Source organism: Paenibacillus sp. JJ1722, from assembly GCF_048282685.1.
GTDB classification, from domain to species: domain Bacteria; phylum Bacillota; class Bacilli; order Paenibacillales; family Paenibacillaceae; genus Paenibacillus; species Paenibacillus polymyxa_B.
In genome coordinates, this window is sequence record NZ_CP182500.1 from 5,196,660 (window position 1) to 5,214,325 (window position 17,666).

Genomic DNA, 17,666 nt, shown 5'->3' on the forward strand with positions numbered 1-17,666 from the left:
CTCCCCCAATTTAGTGGACTTTTGCAACAATTATAGTAATGATTTTTGTGGACTATGTCAATGAAATAATAATCACAAAAGAAAAATCGTACATTAAGACACTCGTCTAATGTACGATTTCATAATAATAAGGAAATAATGAAGTATATTCTTTTCTATATTTACTTACAAGGTCATTGAGCTATCGCTATTTATAGCCTTTTCCTTCTTATGCTTCCGTTTCAGCTTCAGATGAGCTACGACCATATAAAGAGTCGGAACTACAAACAACGTTAAAATGGTTGAAAAAATCAGTCCGAATATAATGGTCGCTGCCAATGGCTTGAATAGAATTTCTCCCATCGTAGCAATCGGTATCATTCCGACGATCGCAGTTAGCGAGGTGAGCAAGATCGGACGGAAACGGGCAGAGCATGCCATTAAGATGGCTTCTGTTAATTCTGCGCCTTCACGCCGCGCATCTTCAATAAACTCGATCAATACAATACCATTGCGCACGACGATACCGGCAAGTGAAATGATACCCATAATACTCATAAAACCAATTGGCATACCTGTAATAAAGCTACCAAGCACTCCTCCTGCTGCTGCCAGGTACACAGTCGTCATTATAATGATCGGTGTGGAAACCGAGTAAAACTGCATGGTGATCAAGAGCAGAATGAGAAAAACAACGATAACGGCTAATTTGCCTAAATCCTTAAACAAATCGGTCTGCGTAGATGTTTCCCCGTCCATTTCCCAAGTGTACCCCGAATCGAAATGTGTACTTGTAAGCTTGCTACGGATGTCCTGGGTGAGCTCCGTAGCCGTACGCCCTTTTGCATTGGCGGAGATCGTTACCGTCCGTTCCAAATCATAGCGGTGGATTTGCTGAATGGAAAAGTCCGGTTTCATCGTTGCTAACTGGGATAACGGGATCTGCTCTCCTCCCGCATTAGTGACACTTAGCTGTTGGAATAACACCTCAGGATCATGGTTAGGTTTATCCATGTACATATTGATATCCAGCAGTTCCTTACCCGTGTCAAAATCCGTGACCTTCACTCCGTCACCCATTAGCAACAAAGTGCGGGTTAAGTTGGAATAGTTGACCTGATATTTATCCAAGGCCTGCTGGTTGACTTGAAAATTCAAATTATAGCTTTGCATCCCCATATTATCGGTCACATCTACAGCTCCAGAAGTTCCCGCAACAATTTCTTTTATTTTTGTGGTCATCGTTTGCAACTTTCCAAGGTCTTCTCCTTTAATACGGACAGATACTGCACTACCGACTGGGATGCCTAATTGAGGAACACGTATACTTATTAATGCTGCTGGATATTTGGCTTGCAGCGTACTTGTCCAGCTGTCCACTGTTTTTTTGATATCAAAGACTCCCTCTTTACCAACAACAGTAAGTTGTCCGTGTACCGCTCCCACGGAGCCACTACCAGCTACTATATCGCTGTACATTTGAGGTGCTCCACCACCTGCCGTTGCTGCCAAATGTTCGGTTTCTGGCTGCTTTTTAACCCAGTTCTCAATCTCGGTTATAACCTGATTGGTTGCCTGCAACGACGTTCCTTCTGGCATCGTTACGTTGATTGTGGCATCCGGTTGGTCCGATTCAGGAAATAATTGAATGGGCACAATAGCAAGCAGTCCATAAGCTGCCGTACCAATCATAAGACCAATAAGCGCAGTGAAAAGTGGTCGACGCAGTATTCTCGGCATCCAGTTTTTAGCGTATACATTAGAGAGGGACTGAATTTGATTGCCAAGAAGCCCTGGAGGCTTGGTCGGTTTGCTACGTTCTTTACCTTTATGACGGTTATCGTACCATTGACGGAAAATAGGAATGATCGTAAGCGACATAATCATGGAGGCCAGCATCGTTAACGAAATAACGGTAGGGATCGGTTTAATAAAGTCTCCCATATTGCCCGGTAGAAATAAAAGCGGGGCAAATGCTGCAACCGTAGCCAGCGTGGCTGTAATGATCGATAAGGATACTTCTTTCGTTCCTTTAATTGCCGCCTCCGTAGCATCTTCCCCAAATTCAGAGCGTCGGCGTTCAATGTTGTCGTTTACCACAACGGCATCATCAACCAGTATCCCCAGTACGATGATTAATCCGATGACTGAAATTTGATTCAGCGTCGTTCCTGTCATCGGCAAGACAATAAAACCGATGGCAATAGAAACAGGGATAGCCAAGGCCACAAATGCAGAGGTCAGCAAGTTCAAACCTAATGTACAAATCACAATAACCGATGCAATAGCAATCATCATCTCTTTGGAGAGATTACCAAATATTTCACTTACACGGTCATTTTGAGCGAAAAGTAGTTCAAAATGTACATCCTTAGGTAAACTACTCGCAAGTTCGTTGATTTTGGCTGTTGCCGCTTTGGATACCGTTGGTACGTCTGTGCCTTTATCTCCACTCAAACTGATTGAAATAGCAGGCTTGGTATTCACATACGTATAACTCCCCGTTTTTTTTAAAACAAGCGAGGCTGAACCTATATCCTTCAAGGATATAGGGAACCCTTCTTCGTTGCTTGAAATCTGAACATTATTTAAAACATTGGGATCAGTTGAAGCATCTACTGTCAACTGATACGTACGCTGATTGAAATCCAGACTTCCTGTAGGCACTCTATCGTTTTCATTTTTAATGGCTTGAACGACCTGTTCCCAGGAGATGTCATATTGCTGCATTTTTTGAGTGTTCAGGCTTATCCGTACTTCTTGTTCTGGAATTCCTTGAATATTAACTTTTGAAATTCCTGAGACCGTTTTTAATTGATCTTTCCATTTATTCATCAATTCATTTAACGCATATAAATTTTCAACTTTATCAGAAGTGATTGCGTATGACCCGATGAAGGAGCCTGCCATACTATCATTGATAATGGGCTGCATCGCATCGTCCGGAAGTTCAGACTGCGCATCCTGTACCTTTGTACGAAGATCGGCCCACACTTTTGTCGGATTTGCCTCATCCAAAGCTTCTATACTTATACTAGATTGGCCCTTAGATGAAGTGGAAGAAATAGTTTTGACACCCTCCACTTCTTTAATTTTCTGTTCCAATATCTTCGTAATGGTTTGTTCGATTCTTTCAGGTGAGGCCCCTGGATACACAGTTGTGACACTGGCTGACATAGGAATAACGTCGGGCATCTCCTGTTTAGGTAACGATGCAAAATTGTAAATCCCTAGCAAAATACACATGCCAAAGAAAATAAGTGTGATTTTCTGCTTTTTAACGATATATTTAATCATTCGGACGACTCCTCCGATTTCCCAAGTACATCATTCCCAATTAAATCACCATTAAATAAGGTTCCTGCTCCTTGCGTAACGATTTGATCGCCTGCCTGTAGCCCAGAGACCACTTCGAGTAGATTATTAGTCACTTTCCCCAGTTTAATCGCGGCTTTTACGGCCTTTCCATTCACAACTTTAAAGACATACGGGTCATTTTCCGTACTAATTACAGCCTCTACGGGTACTAAAAGCGCTTCGTTTTGATTCATGCTTTTAGAAGCACTAATGACTTGACCAGGCTTCCAATTCAGTTCAGGATTGGGAATGCTAACTTCCACATTGATGCTTCCCGTTTTGGAGTTAGTCGATGGATAGATCTGGGTAACAGTCCCTGTTCTAATTTCATCATAGAGAGACATATTTACTTTTTGGTTTTTCTTCCAAGATAAGATTTCACTGTCCGGTACGGGGAGGAGTACTTTTAAAGTCTTGATATTCCCGACAACAAATGCCTCACTCCCGCTGGAGCCCAGTTGACCATCAGATATCTTTTTTTCAATCACAACACCTGTGATCGGGGAGGTTAAAGTAGCTTTTTTCAGTGACAAGGATGACTGTTCATAAGCAGCCAATGCATCCTCATAGGTAGCCTGCGCCTGGGCTTTGCTGGCTATCCCTTGTTGCCTAGTAGCCCTAGCTGACTCCAGCCCTGCTCTGGCCTGATCTACCCCAGCCGAAGCTTGTGCACGTTGTTCTTGGGATGCCCCTGCAAGCAAAAGAGACAATTTCTCTTGCGCATCACTTAAACTTTCTTGTGCGTTCGTTAATTCCAGCTGTGCATTCTCATTTTCCGTTAAGGATACTGCACCTGCCTGGAATAGACTTTGGGACCGTGCGGCATCCGCTTTCTTCTTGTTGTAATTATTAGTTGCTACAGTAACCGCATTTTGAGACTGTGCAATCTCCTGCTTTTTGGCGCCATTGTTCAATTCCTGTAATTTGGATTGGGCCGCATTGACCTGGGATTGTGAACTATGAATGCCCGCCTGTGCCGATTGAACAGAAGCCTCCGCTTGGCTAACACCAGCCTTTGCCTTTTCCATGGTTGCCTTTGCCCGATCCAGCTGTAACTGATAAGCAGATGTATCTAACTTCGCAAGGACACTCCCTTTTTCTACTGAATCTCCAACCTCGACCATGGTGTTCAATATACGTCCATCCGCTTCAAAGGAAACATTGGCCTCATTACTTGCCTGCAATGTCCCCGCCAAATTAAAATCATTGGCCAAAGGTTTCATTGCAAGTTTCTCCACTTTTACCGGGTGACTGGCTTGTGTTACAGAGTTCTCCGTTGCACTGGAGCAACCAGAAGCTACTATAGCTAATACAACCCCTGCAATCATTATTCTGATTCCTTTTCTCTTCAACTAATGTCATCCTCTCTGATTCTCTCTTCTAAAGGTGCTATCAGCAACCCGTGGGTCAAGTAAACTTTTTCATCCTTTTTTCATGTTATAACAATGAACAAACAAAAAAATCGTACAAAGGGGCAAGCACCTTATGTACGACTGGGCAAATAAATAACATATTTTCAGTTATTATTTCTAAAGCTGTAAAATACCACGTTCCAACGAAACAGCAACAGCTTCGGATCTGGAATCAACACCAAGCTTGTTATAAATATTCGTTAAATGTGCCTTTACGGTACGCTCGGAAATTCCCATATCAAACGCAATTTCCTTACTTTTATAACCATGTGCAACAGACTTTAATATATACTTTTCCTTATCAGTCAGAACTAAGTTTCTTTCGTGTGACTCTATCTCAGCTTCTCTCTTATTCGTGGCAGCGAATACCCTTGCTGTTATTTCTGGCTGAAGTAGCGTTTCCCCCCTTAGCGCAGACTCAATAGTGCGAAATAAATTTTCTCGACTGGTATCTTTTAATAAATATCCTTTTGCTCCCAAAGAGAGCCCCTTAATCATTAAATCATCTTCGTTATAGGTCGTCAGGATAATGACTGGTGTTTCATTTTGTTTTTCTCTGAGGGCTTTCATGGTTTCCAAACCACTCATTTGTGGCATATATAAATCCAACAATATGACATGCGGCTGAAGTTCTTCAATCAATTTAAGAGCCGTTACACCTTCTCCGGCTTCACCAATAACCTCATAACTGTCATTGGTCTCCAGCACCAGCTTTAATCCTTCTCTAACTACCCAATGATCGTCGACAATTAAAATCTTGTATTTCATGATAGGTCTCCTTTAGTAAGAGGCGCCTCTATTTTTATAGCTGTACCTTCTTGAAATATACTGCTAATATTGATTTTTCCACCCAGTATCCGTACACGTTCATGTATACCTATTATTCCGTAATGCCCTGTTTGCTTGGCAATAATATCCGTATCAAATCCTTTTCCATCATCGCGAATCTCGATTTCAATCTTGCCTTCGTTATCTAAAATATTAATCCATACGGTATTAGCATGTGAATGCTTCGCTACGTTGGTTAAACACTCGCTTATAATAAACAATCCATGTTCGAACACCAGTCTGGGAACTGAAGCTTTAATTTTGATGTTGCGTATTACACGAATGCTCGTAGCCATTGTAAATCGCTGTATTTCTTCCTCCACTGCTTCTGCAAAATCAACTTCCGAGATGGTTTTCGAACGCAGATTGTCTATAGCTCGCCTTGAATCAGACAATGTTCTTCGCACTTGTGACATCGATTGTTGGACGATCTCCTGAGCTCTTTGCGTACTTCCTTTTGTCAGATGGGCATCAATGGCTTCAAGTTGCATGATTAGCCCAGCAAGCCCTTGAGCCAGCGTATCATGAAGATCACGGGCCATACGTTGTCGTTCGTTAGCAATTGTAAGTTCTTCGACCTTTTGATGTGCAATTTCAAGTTCTTTAAGAACGTTTTGCGTTCGGATTCGTGCTTTGACTTGTTTGAGAAAAAGAACGGCATAAGCTACTATAACAACTGCAATTAGAAAAAACAGCGGGATGAACAACACAAATTGCTTGCCATCATTATGCCAGACCACAGCCACACAAAAAAGTACATAGGAGATCAAAAATACAAGAATAACCTTAAGCGGCTTGTAATAAATGCCTATACTCTGACCCACCAAAACTGGCATTAACCCAACCAGTACAATGGAGAAACTTTCAGGTAGAAGAAATGCACTTGAAAAGATCAATCCCCCTTGCACAACAAAATAAGCCCATGAAAAATATTTTGCAACTCTTTGAGCATGCAAGTACAAGAGGATGTGCAATATGATGATTACAGTGAATAAGACACTTTGCGGCAGATTTAGACCGCTGGACAAATGTTGAAGAATGACAGACTCACTATAAATTATAAAAATCCATATTATAGTTAACACTTTTGAAATATCTTTCTTCTCAAATTCACCTTCACTTTCACTTATTTCTGGATCTAGATTTTGAATCTGTTCATTGAATACATCAATCATAATTCCCTCCTACAATTCTGAATTTGGCTTTTCAACTTATTAGAGACAACGCCGCTATGAGAGCGCCTGGTCCATTTAGTTTGAACAGAAATCATTTATATATTATTTTACAAAAAAACAAAAAGAAAAAAACGTACACATGGGCAATATCATTTGTACGTTTGGGCATTAAATACTATTTGCTTTTTAAGAATCATCTTCATTTCGGTATAAAAGCTTAATGCTGACTCTCCTCTGCACGTTACCTGCAGCTTCATTGTCTTCAGCAATCACCTGCCACTGTCTGCCGATGAGCCCTTGTAAAGTATCAATTTCGATAGGATCAAGATACAGATTTTTCAACGTGATCCCATCTTGCTCATAATCGCGATCTAGGGCTCGATCCAAACGAAAATAAAGCAGCCTTTTCAATCCATTGATGTGTAAAAACTTAAATTCATAACCACTAAGGATCGCTTCTTCCCACTCGTCTCCTATGTCTTCTGCCGTTTGACAACGTTCTTTGAAATCCATTGTTTTTTCTTTAACCTTGTCGAGCAAAGGAGTGAAATCCTGTTTTTTGATACATTCAATGATGACGTCTTTCGGTTCACCACTCGTACGTAAGTTCTCGATCAGAAAGGCCACTGGGATGGACAATTTCACTTTACTCATTGGAGTATACTCCTTTACTCAAGTAGGAATTGAACCAAGCCACCACTTGTTCAAAGTTATCCACACGAAGGGACGGTTTACCGCTCTTTAGCAATGAATGATTGGACCCGGGATATCGAATGAGGCGTGTTATTTTACCCAACCGCTTCAGAGCCGTATATAACTCATCCCCTTGGCTAACAGGGCAGCGCAGGTCTTCCTCGCCGTGTAAAATCAGCAACGGAGTTTCAATGCTATTTACATGTGCCAGTGGGGATTTGAACCAGAGTAGCTCAGGATCTTCCCACGGGTTAGCCCCAACGATTCCCTCTGTGTAGGAAATACCAATATCGCTCAAGCCATAGAAGGAGAGCCAGTTGGAGATGCAGCGTTGCGTAACGGCAGCTCGAAATCGGTTCGTGTGAGAAATGATCCAGTTGGTCATCAGGCCGCCATAACTGCCGCCAGCCACCCCGAGCCTGGTTTCATCTATACAATCAAACTGGCTCAGCACAAAGTCCAAGGCGTCCAGCAGATCACGATAATCTCCTCCCCCAAAGTCCCCCCGGCAGGCCTGAGCAAAATCCTGACCATAACCAAAGCTACCGCGCGGATTGGTCATGAGCACGGCATATCCCTGCGCAAGGAGCGTCTGCATTTCATGGCTATACGTGCCAGTATACATCGCATGGGGTCCGCCGTGAATTTGTAAGATCAAAGGAACCTGATCCCCCGGTACCATTCCGGCCGGTTTGAAAATCCATCCTTGTACCTTGAAGCCATCCGAAGCCTCAAACCAAAATGTCTCTGGTGAACTCACTTGCAAGGAAGCCATATGATCGTCGTTATGGTGCGTAAGTCGCTTCTCTTCCCCTGTCTCCAGATTCATTTGATACAGCTCGCCTGGCCGGTCCACATCAAGTGCAGCAAAAACCAAATAGCGGCCGTCAGCAGATAGCGTGTACTGATAGATATCTCTATCACTTCCGCCAGTCACCGCTTGAACATCCCCGTCCATTGTGATGCGGTATATATGAACAGCACCCTGCAACGTCCCGAGCACATACATTTCTGGCTTCAATCGTGCAGGAGCATATAACGGAGATGGAGACGGACCAAATGATTTCATATCGCTTAAGGCGAAGTTGCCGATTTGCATGTCTAATTCAGGAACCAATAGTTCCGGGGCTCCCCCCGTAACAGGCACGGTGTATAGTCGATTCTGGCTACCACTTCCATAAATGCGATCACTAGCGATCAGAGTCAATGATTTTCCGTCTGGGGCATACGAAAATTGGCTAATCGCCAAGCTGGAATCCGTAACTTTCACCAGATTACCGCCGTCGCAATCGATCGTATACACATCCGAAAACGAAAGCATGTCTGCATCCTTCATGTCGTCGTCTACACGTTTGGACAAGAAGGAAATCTGCTTGCTGTCCGTGGACCATACAGGGTAAGATGCATTCCAAGGTCCCGACGTTATTGGCGTGATCCGGCCGTTTTCAAGCTCCAATACATATAAATGACTAAATAGACCATTCCACCAGCCCGATCCTTCAGCTTTGGGAGTGGTGCGATCCACAATACGCCCCCGCTCACCTGATTGCTTGCTATATTCCTCAAGCCCCATGGCTTCCCGCTCAGCGTGTATACTCACCATACTTGTGAATACAATATACTTTCCGTCCGGTGACCAGACGAATGCACCCACTCCCCGCTTCACCTCCGTCTGCTGCTGTCCCTCTCCACCTTCAGCCGGAACCGTCCATAGCTGTTTGCTTCCATTCGCCAGACGTAAAAAAGCTAGCTGTAATCCATCGGGTGACCAAGCTGGAGCCGAATCCTTGTGGCCACCGGTCAACGGCTGATCGTCGTTCCCAAGAAGGGATGCGACACGGATGTGTGTTTGGTAGTCATTCTTTGGGCGATCTATGCTTTTATTGACGTAGGCAATCGTTCCATCGGGGCTTATTGTGGGATCACTGATCCACTGATATCCGTACAAATCCTCCGGTACAATTGATCGTTTATTCATGAGTAGCCTCCTTTTTTTGGTTAACGCCTACTTCCAAAAGTTCATCTATTCGTGAGCCACCTGCTCATGCAGGGGAAAATGACAGGCAGCAATATGTCCTGGAGTATGCTCTTCGAGCAATGGACTCTGTAGTCGGCATATCTCTTGTGCATAGGGGCAACGCGTGTGAAAAGTACAGCCCGAAGGCGGATTGGCAGGATTGGGGATTTCCCCCGTCAATGTGATCCGTTCTTTACGCAGCCTCGGATCAGGAACAGGCACTGCCTCAAGCAATGCTTTTGTATACGGATGTTGCGGTCTTGCAAACAACTCGTCACGATCTGCAAGCTCCACGATTTTGCCCAAGTACATCACCGCGATGCGGTCGCTAATATGCTTGACGGAGGGCAACCCGTGGGCAATAAAAATGTAGGTAAGCTGGAACTGCTGCTGAAGCTCCTTTAACAAATTCAAAATCTGAGCCTGAATTGACACATCCAGCGCGGATACAGGTTCATCACAAACAATGAGCTTCGGTTTCATAGCCAGTGCTCTCGCTATGCCAATCCGTTGACGCTGCCCGCCACTGAATTCATGGGGATGCCGATCCGCTAAATGCGCGCCTAATCCTACCGTTTCCAACAGTCGAAAAACTTCAGCTTTAAGCTCCTTGCCTCTAGCGATCCCGTGTACCTGCAGCGGTTCCGCGACGATATCAAAAACCTTCATTCTTGGATTTAAAGAGGAATACGGGTCTTGAAATACAAATTGCAAATCTCGTCTGACTTTGCGGACTTCTTCGTCTGTTAAATCAGACAGGCTTTGCCCTTGAAAACGAATTTCGCCTGCCGTGGGTTCTAGCAGTTGTGTAATCATTTGTCCTGTTGTTGATTTGCCACACCCCGATTCCCCTACAATACCTAAGGTTTCTCCTGGCATCACCTTAAAGCTCAAATCATCAACCGCCCGTACATAACCGCTCTTTCTGGAAAACCAGCCCTTGTTCATCGGAAAATATTTCTTAAGCCCATTCACTTCGAGAAGCGGTGTTTTCTGTGCTGTCTCGTTCATACTGACACCTCCTCCATCCGTAAACATCTGACATAGTGTCCTGGATTCTTAGCCTGTATTTCAGGATGAATCCTTGTGCACTGTTCCTGGGCATAAGGACAGCGGGGATGAAATGGACAACCACTCGGCATCTGCATCATATTAGGAACGGTACCGGGAATGGAATCCAGCCATTCTCTCTGTTCCGTAAGCTTAGGGAGTGATCCTAGCAGTCCGATCGTATAGGGATGGCCCGGCTTTTCGAACAATTCAAATACGTCCGCTTCCTCGACTACTTCCCCGGCATACATCACGACTACCCGGTCAGCCATTTCCGCGACGACACCTAAATCGTGGGTAATAAGAATGATGCCTGTATTCTCTTCCTTGCTCAGCTTGTGGATTAAATTCAAAATTTGAGCCTGTATCGTTACATCCAGGGCCGTCGTCGGCTCATCAGCGATGAGCAGTTTTGGCTGGCAGGCCAAGGCCATTGCGATCATCACCCGCTGACGCATTCCTCCCGACAACTGATGTGGGAAATAACCTACCACTTTCGACGCGCCAGGTATACCTACCCTTTCCAGCATCTCTATACTTTTCTGCCGTGCTTCGGGTTTGCTCAGCTTCTGATGCTGCCGGATGACCTCACTGATTTGGTTGCCAATCGTAAATACAGGATTCAACGAACTCATTGGCTCCTGAAAAATCATGGATACCTCGTTTCCCCGATATTTGCGCATTTCTCCCTTGGACAATTGGAGCAAGTCTCGTCCTTCAAGCAGAATCTCCCCGCCCACGACTTTACCTGGTGCTGCCACTAAACCCATAATAGACAAGGAGGTTACACTTTTACCGGAACCGGACTCTCCAACAATAGCTACTGTTTCGCCTGGATTCACAGTGAAGCTGACACCGTTGACCGAAGGAACGATGCCATCCTCCGTTTTAAAGTAGGTTTTCAAATGATTCACTTCAAGCAATCTCGTGGTCATCTTTTCCGATCCCCCGCTTTCTGTTATTCTTTCGCTTTCATATGGGGATCTAACACGTCGCGAAGCCAGTCACCGAGAAAAATGACGCCCAGGACTGTGATGGTAATCGCCAGACCGGGAAACGTTGCCACCCACCAGCTCGTGGCTATATACTGTCTCCCATCGCTCAGCATGCCACCCCAAGACACTGCCGGCGGTGTAATCCCTAACCCGAGAAAACTAAGAGAAGCTTCCATAATAATCGTCGTTGCTACATTCATACCGGAAATGACGATAAACGAAGACAGGACATTCGGTAAAATGTGCTTCAACAAAATCCTACTATTTTTAGAGCCAATCGCCTTGGCTGCTTTAACAAAGTCTCGTTCCTTGATACTCAATACCTCGCCCCGGACAACTCTCGTATAAGAAACCCAATTTGTAACCCCAATGACGAAAATGAGCGTAGTCATGCCAGGCCCTACCACGGCCAAGACAACCAGCATCAGCAGAATAGCCGGAATAGCCAAAAAGGCGTCGGCAACTCTCATTATGGTGGCATCCACCCATTTACCATAAAACCCGGCGAGGAGGCCGAGGATTGCGCCAATGGTGCCTGAGACCAGAACTGCACCAATACCGACGATAAGCGAAACTCTCGCTCCATATACGATACGACTCCACATATCTCGTCCTAGGTTATCTGTACCAAGCCAATGTTTCGGCAATCCACCATCCAGCCACATAGGCGGCTTCAGACGGTTAAGCGGGTCAATTTCCGCAGGATTGTGACTGGCCAGCATAGGGGCACATAATGCCGTTAAACTAACGAGCAGTAAGATTACTGCGCCGACCGTTCCGGTTTTACTTCGTAATAGTTGCTTCCATATGCGTCCGATACCGGACGGTTGTGTCTGCTTTTTGCCATCCAGGTTTAGATCTGGACCAAGGGCTTGTACATCATGAATGCCTGCCACGCTTCCCCCTCCCCTCTCTAGTTGTATTTAATCCTTGGATCAAGCAGTCGGTAAACGACATCGGTTAAAATATTGCTGACCACCACAATAAAGGCAATCACAAATACAGCAGCCTGAACGATAGCCATGTCGTGCGTATTCACAGCGACGACAAGTAACTGTCCCAAACCCGGCCATGCAAATACCGTCTCTGTAATCAGTGTACCTCCGATCAAGCTCGTAAATTGCAAGCTCATAATCGTAACGACCGGAATCAATCCATTACGGAAAGCGTGTTTTCCGATAACCACGATTTCTAGAATCCCTTTACTTCGGGCTGTTCGAATATAGTCCTGATTCAAAATGTCCAGCATACTGGAGCGAATGAGTCGGGTCATCTGTGCAGAAAGGCCGACACCCAGTGTAAAGGCCGGGAGTATTAAATGATCCATCCCGCCCCGGCCGGACACCGGAAGCATCCCTAACATGACGGAAAATAATAAGATGAGCATAATCCCCATCCAAAAGTTAGGCATGGCCTTTCCGACTACGGATAAACTGGAAATGATTAAATCGGTAAAGGTATTCCGTTTGACTGCTGAGATGACGCCCAACGGCACAGCAATGATGACCGCAAAAATCATGGCGGCTACTGCCAATTCAAAACTGGCAGGCAGCCGTTCCAATACTAACGGCAAAGCCGATTCACCATAGCGAAACGAGGTGCCAAAATCTCCCTGTAAGGCACTGCCAATAAATTTAATGTATTGCGTATATAAGGGCTGATCTAGCCCCAGCGCCTGCGTTAACACTGCACGATCCTCAGCTGTAGCGGTCTCCGGCAGCATAAGGGCCACAGGGTCCCCGGTTACCCTCACCAGGATGAATACAATAAGGGAGACAATCAACAGTACAGGGATAACCTGAAGCAGTGATTTAGCGATATACGTTTTCAATCTGTCACCTCCGTAACCAGCAGGCTTTTTTTAAAAGGACGGGCAGGAACCTTCATTGAGGTCCCCGCCCGTTCATTTCTCATCTTTATTTAGCAGGTGTAATATCCTCTGCATAGAACATTTCATCGCTTCTCGGTTGGAAGTTCACGCCGTTACCGGTGCCATAAATCCCTTCCATTTGGAACAAATATACGGCTGGACGATCTTCAGCCAAAATCTGTTGCACTTGCTGATACTCTTTTTCACGCGAGGCTGTATCCAGATTCGTCAGCGCATGCTGCAGCAGCTTCTCTACCTTCGGATTGTTATAATCCGTTTCGCCTTTTGCCTCTTCTACCAGATATCGATTATAGTTGTTGGAAGCATCAAATAGAGAATTACCAATGCCGATCATAAACATTTCTTTGAAAGATTTGGAACTGTAACGCTCACTGAAAGCACTTGGCTCCAGCACGTCCAATTTAATGTTGAATCCTTCTTTATCTAACATCGCCGCTACGACCTCGGCATACTCTTTGTATATTGAGGATACTGAAAGGGTCAATGTCGGGCCTGCGCCAGCATAACCGGCCTGCTTCAGCAGTTCCTTAGCTTTAGCCGGATCATATAATGTTTTCTCATATAAGGAAGGATCGGCACCAAAGTTGCCTGGTGTAACGGAAGTACGGGTTACAATCCCAGCACCGCCTGCGATGCTGTCTACGATTCCTTTTTTATCAATCGCGAGATCTATCGCTTCTCTCACTTTGGAGTCAGCCGTAACACTGCCCTGACTTTGACGTAAAATCAATTGCAGCACACGCTGGATCGGAGCCTTGACGATTTTTTTACCCTCTTCGCCTTGAACACGTTCTATATCCGTGGAAGGGATACCAGATGCAATGTCAATCGAGCCTGCGAGCAGTTCAGATACACGCGTAGAGGCTTCTGGAATGGAGCGGAAGACAACTTGATCCCATTTGGGCTGACCTTCGTAATACTTATTATTTTTAACGAGTACCACCCGGTCATCCTTGATCCATTGGCTAAATTTATAAGGGCCTGTACCTATCGGATTCTTAAGGAATGCCTCTATCCCATTTTTCTCAATATACTTGGAAGGTAAGATGCCAGCTCCCATTTTGGATAAACGATTCAACAGCAACGGATCAGGTCCATCGGTGATGATGTCTGCTGTATGTTCATCTACCACTTTCACTTCTTTGATATTTTTAAAGTAGGAATTTTGTTTGAGTGTGTTATCCTTTGCTACTCTTTCTATCGTGTACTTCACATCTTCGGCTGTGAATGGATCACCGTTATGGAAGGTTACCCCTTCGCGCAGATGAAAACGCCAAGTGGTATCATCTACCTTTTCCCAGGAAGTAGCGAGTCCAGGTACTTTCTTTTGCTGACTATCATTTTTCAATAAGTAGTCAAATACGTTAACCAGAACAGCTTCACTCGCCGTATTGTTATTGTTATGTGGATCAAAACTTTCAATATCCGTAGCATTAGCAATTGTCAGTACTTTACTGTCGGTCGATGTTGCGCTGTCTTTACTATCGCCTGTGGATTGGGTACCGCAGCCTGCCAGGATCATCGCAGCAATCAGTAACGTAATCCCGCCTCTAAACCACTTATGTCTATTCATCTTGTCCACTCCACTCCATTAAGGTTGTATATTGCCACACAGCTGCATTTGAGCGTCTTAATCCCAATTTTATGTTGTCTTCAAAAAATTCAGCGCGATGGCCGACATCATGGCTACCCCATAAGGCAGTACCATTTCATCTAAATCAAATCTGGGATGATGTAATGGATAGCTAGTATCTTCATCACCTCTCCCACATCCCAGCCGGAAAAACACGCCGGGTACCTGCTCACAATAAAAAGCGAAATCCTCCCCGCCTGTTGACGGTTTGATGTAGTCCCACTCCTTGGAGCCAAACAATTGCTCACTCGTTTCCGTCATCAGATCGACCATATCCGGGTCGTTCTGCACAACCGGGTAGCCCTGCTGATAACTCAGCTCATATCCAGCTCCGAACGACTCACACACCCCACGGACCACCTGTTCGATCAGCTCAGGCATCCGGTTACGCAGTTCCGCAGATAGGGTACGCACGGTACCGATCATCTCTACTTCCGGTGCAATGGCCGCTCCCATATAACCGCCACTAATTTTGCCAATCGTAATGACCATGGTTTCAAGGGGATCAACCATACGACTTGGAATGTTTTGCAGGGCAGAAATAACCTGCGCGGACACGGCAATGGCGTCTATTCCCTCGTGTGGACGGGCAGCATGACCGCCTTTGCCTAGAATCTTAATGGTTAAGCTATCTGCCGATGCAAAAGCGACCCCTTTGCTGACCCCCAGTGTTCCTGTCTTCAGACCCGGGAACATATGTAGTCCTGCCATCGCATCCACTTTTGGATTCTCCAATACACCGTCATCGATCATAGCCTTGGCCCCTGCCAAACCTTCTTCAGCCGGCTGAAAGACAAATTTGATATTTCCTCTTTCAGGTCGTTCCAAATGAGCAAGTAACTGTGCAGTTCCCATCAGTATGGCTGTATGGGCATCATGCCCACATAAATGGGCCTTACCTGGGATCTCCGAACGATAGGGAACCGTTTTTTGATCCTGAATCGGTAATGCATCCATATCTGCCCTTAGACCGATGGTAGGCCCTGGGCTCTTTCCCCGTAACAGACCCACAACCCCGGTTTTCCCTACCTGGGTTGTCACCTCCAACCCGAGGCTACGCAAGTGCTCAGCTACAATGCCCGATGTACGAATCTCTTCATAACCCGTTTCAGGATGGCGATGAAAATCCCTTCGCCATGTGATCAATTGCTCTTGAAGTGGTCTAGATAAAGCCAAAAGCTCGTGTATGTTCATGTTTTCACCCTCCCCACTCGAATCGTATTCTTTTTCTGTATGATATCGTTAGCCTTTTGCAACTACTCTTGCATAAATGGCATCTGCGGAATGTCCGATATGATGCTTCATCATTTCCCGCGACTTCTCAGCATCTCGTGCCCGAAGTGCACTCAAAATTTCTGTATGGACGTCGTAATTCACCGTCCGAATCTGATCATCATAGGGCATGAGATCAAGTGCCGGGTTAATCTTGGTACGAATCTGCCTAACCGCATCTTCACAAAATGGATTGCCAGATGCTTTGGCAATGGCCAGATGGAATTTAACATCCAAGGCCCGAAACCATTCTCGGGTACAGTCCGCTTCAATACTCTGTTCCAGGTAATGCTGAAGCAGGTCCAGTTCATCCGTGGTGATCCGCGCAGCCGCTAAAAAAGCACCCTCTGGCTCCACAATCATCCGATATTCAAAGACCTTCAGCATGTGCTCCCAATCTTTTGCAATTTCTTCCCGGGTACGTTTATGAGAGTTTGCTGTCACTGGAAGAACAAAGGTCCCTCCCTTGGCACCTACTCTCTTTTCAATGAGTCCCTTGGATTCCAATTGAGATAACGCCTCACGAACTGTAATTCTACTGGCATTAAATATTTCTGCGAGTTCCCGTTCTGTCGGTAGTTGCTCCTCGCTAAGCAATTCCTTTAAAATAATAGCCTCTTCCAACTGCTCTCTAATAAAATCACTCACTTTTTTAGCTGATACTTTTTCAAAGCGCAGAGGAGTTTGGATTAACATATGAACACTCCGATCATAAATCTTTAAGGTCTAAACCTTATACCATTGTAAAAAACAAAAAAATATAAATCTGTTGTTATCATAATACCTAGTAAACCTATATGCAATACTTTTTTTAAAAATATTTATGATGCTTTCGAAACAATAAAAAGAAGCAGCCCCTTACAGAGCTGCTAAATCTTTGGTTATCCTTATGCATCATATAAAAAGCACGCAACAGGTTATCCTGTGCGCGCTCGGTCATTCTCTATTTCTCCTCCAACTCATCCGGTACATCGTATTTATTGATATGTGAGGTCATTGCTGCAACTGCTTCGCTGGCATCCGTCGTGGCCGGCACTTCTCTAACCACATCATCCGTCTGGTCACGAAAATTCAAACGGTCTGCCTCGACTACTTTCTGTTGATTTGGTTTCATTTTTCATATCGCTCCTTTCTTATTCCAGTACCTGATCTCTTTCCGTTAACGTGTACAAAGGTACTTCCCGTTCCTCTTCTGGATGGTTCAGCGCATAAATGCGTGCCGTCTCACTCTGCTCGTTCACATGCTGAATATAAATGGGTAACCCATCACACAACACATTCGCCATTATGGAAGAGGACGCTATTTCTTGCGCTCTTTGAACATTCACTTAGAAAAAACCTCCCTTGCTAAGTAGAGTTCGCCT

Annotated in this window: 15 protein-coding genes; all 15 read right to left on the bottom strand. The window is 45.0% G+C overall.

Annotated features, from left to right (window positions below; genetic code table 11):
• Positions 1-165 precede the first annotated feature (165 nt).
• The 15 genes from ACM1ND_RS23210 to ACM1ND_RS23280 all read right to left on the bottom strand — a co-directional run bounded on the left by ACM1ND_RS23210 (position 166) and on the right by ACM1ND_RS23280 (position 17,630).
• Positions 166-3,276 (bottom strand): efflux RND transporter permease subunit, encoded by a 3,111-nt coding sequence (locus tag ACM1ND_RS23210; protein WP_023990415.1) that lies wholly within the window; start codon positions 3,274-3,276, stop codon positions 166-168.
• Complete coding sequence (locus ACM1ND_RS23215) at positions 3,273-4,664, bottom strand: efflux RND transporter periplasmic adaptor subunit (protein WP_028541768.1); 1,392 nt, start codon at positions 4,662-4,664, stop codon at positions 3,273-3,275. Before ACM1ND_RS23215 ends, ACM1ND_RS23210 begins: the two co-directional genes overlap by 4 nt.
• Before the next feature lie 201 nt (positions 4,665-4,865).
• Entirely contained in the window at positions 4,866-5,516 is a 651-nt protein-coding gene (locus ACM1ND_RS23220) for a response regulator (protein WP_069080157.1), read from the bottom strand.
• The gene (locus ACM1ND_RS23225; protein ID WP_028541767.1) at positions 5,513-6,751 is read right to left on the bottom strand and encodes a sensor histidine kinase; all 1,239 of its coding nucleotides are present in this window, start codon (positions 6,749-6,751) and stop codon (positions 5,513-5,515) included. The genes ACM1ND_RS23220 and ACM1ND_RS23225 overlap by 4 nt, the downstream gene beginning before the upstream one ends.
• Positions 6,752-6,937: 186 nt before the next feature.
• Positions 6,938-7,405 (bottom strand): hypothetical protein, encoded by a 468-nt coding sequence (locus ACM1ND_RS23230; protein ID WP_076161037.1) that lies wholly within the window; start codon positions 7,403-7,405, stop codon positions 6,938-6,940.
• Entirely contained in the window at positions 7,398-9,422 is a 2,025-nt protein-coding gene (locus ACM1ND_RS23235) for a S9 family peptidase (protein ID WP_103744683.1), read from the bottom strand. The genes ACM1ND_RS23230 and ACM1ND_RS23235 overlap by 8 nt, the downstream gene beginning before the upstream one ends.
• Positions 9,423-9,467: 45 nt before the next feature.
• A complete protein-coding gene (locus tag ACM1ND_RS23240; protein WP_053326145.1) occupies positions 9,468-10,472 on the bottom strand; it encodes an ABC transporter ATP-binding protein in 1,005 nt (334 codons plus the stop codon).
• A complete protein-coding gene (locus ACM1ND_RS23245; protein ID WP_023990421.1) occupies positions 10,469-11,446 on the bottom strand; it encodes an ABC transporter ATP-binding protein in 978 nt (325 codons plus the stop codon). Before ACM1ND_RS23245 ends, ACM1ND_RS23240 begins: the two co-directional genes overlap by 4 nt.
• A gap of 23 nt (positions 11,447-11,469) precedes the next feature.
• The gene (locus ACM1ND_RS23250) at positions 11,470-12,402 is read right to left on the bottom strand and encodes an ABC transporter permease (protein ID WP_023990422.1); all 933 of its coding nucleotides are present in this window, start codon (positions 12,400-12,402) and stop codon (positions 11,470-11,472) included.
• Positions 12,403-12,419: 17 nt separating this feature from the next.
• Entirely contained in the window at positions 12,420-13,337 is a 918-nt protein-coding gene (locus ACM1ND_RS23255) for an ABC transporter permease (protein WP_023990423.1), read from the bottom strand.
• 85 nt (positions 13,338-13,422) lie between these two features.
• Positions 13,423-14,970, bottom strand: coding sequence for an ABC transporter substrate-binding protein (locus tag ACM1ND_RS23260; RefSeq protein WP_068938297.1), 1,548 nt, complete (start codon positions 14,968-14,970; stop codon positions 13,423-13,425).
• A gap of 69 nt (positions 14,971-15,039) precedes the next feature.
• Complete coding sequence (locus ACM1ND_RS23265) at positions 15,040-16,224, bottom strand: M20 metallopeptidase family protein (protein ID WP_023990425.1); 1,185 nt, start codon at positions 16,222-16,224, stop codon at positions 15,040-15,042.
• A gap of 48 nt (positions 16,225-16,272) precedes the next feature.
• Positions 16,273-16,998, bottom strand: coding sequence for a FadR/GntR family transcriptional regulator (locus ACM1ND_RS23270; protein ID WP_023990426.1), 726 nt, complete (start codon positions 16,996-16,998; stop codon positions 16,273-16,275).
• 247 nt (positions 16,999-17,245) lie between these two features.
• Positions 17,246-17,416, bottom strand: coding sequence for a hypothetical protein (locus tag ACM1ND_RS23275; RefSeq protein WP_007432293.1), 171 nt, complete (start codon positions 17,414-17,416; stop codon positions 17,246-17,248).
• 19 nt (positions 17,417-17,435) lie between these two features.
• Entirely contained in the window at positions 17,436-17,630 is a 195-nt protein-coding gene (locus ACM1ND_RS23280; RefSeq protein ID WP_023990429.1) for an H-type small acid-soluble spore protein, read from the bottom strand.
• Positions 17,631-17,666 lie beyond the last annotated feature (36 nt).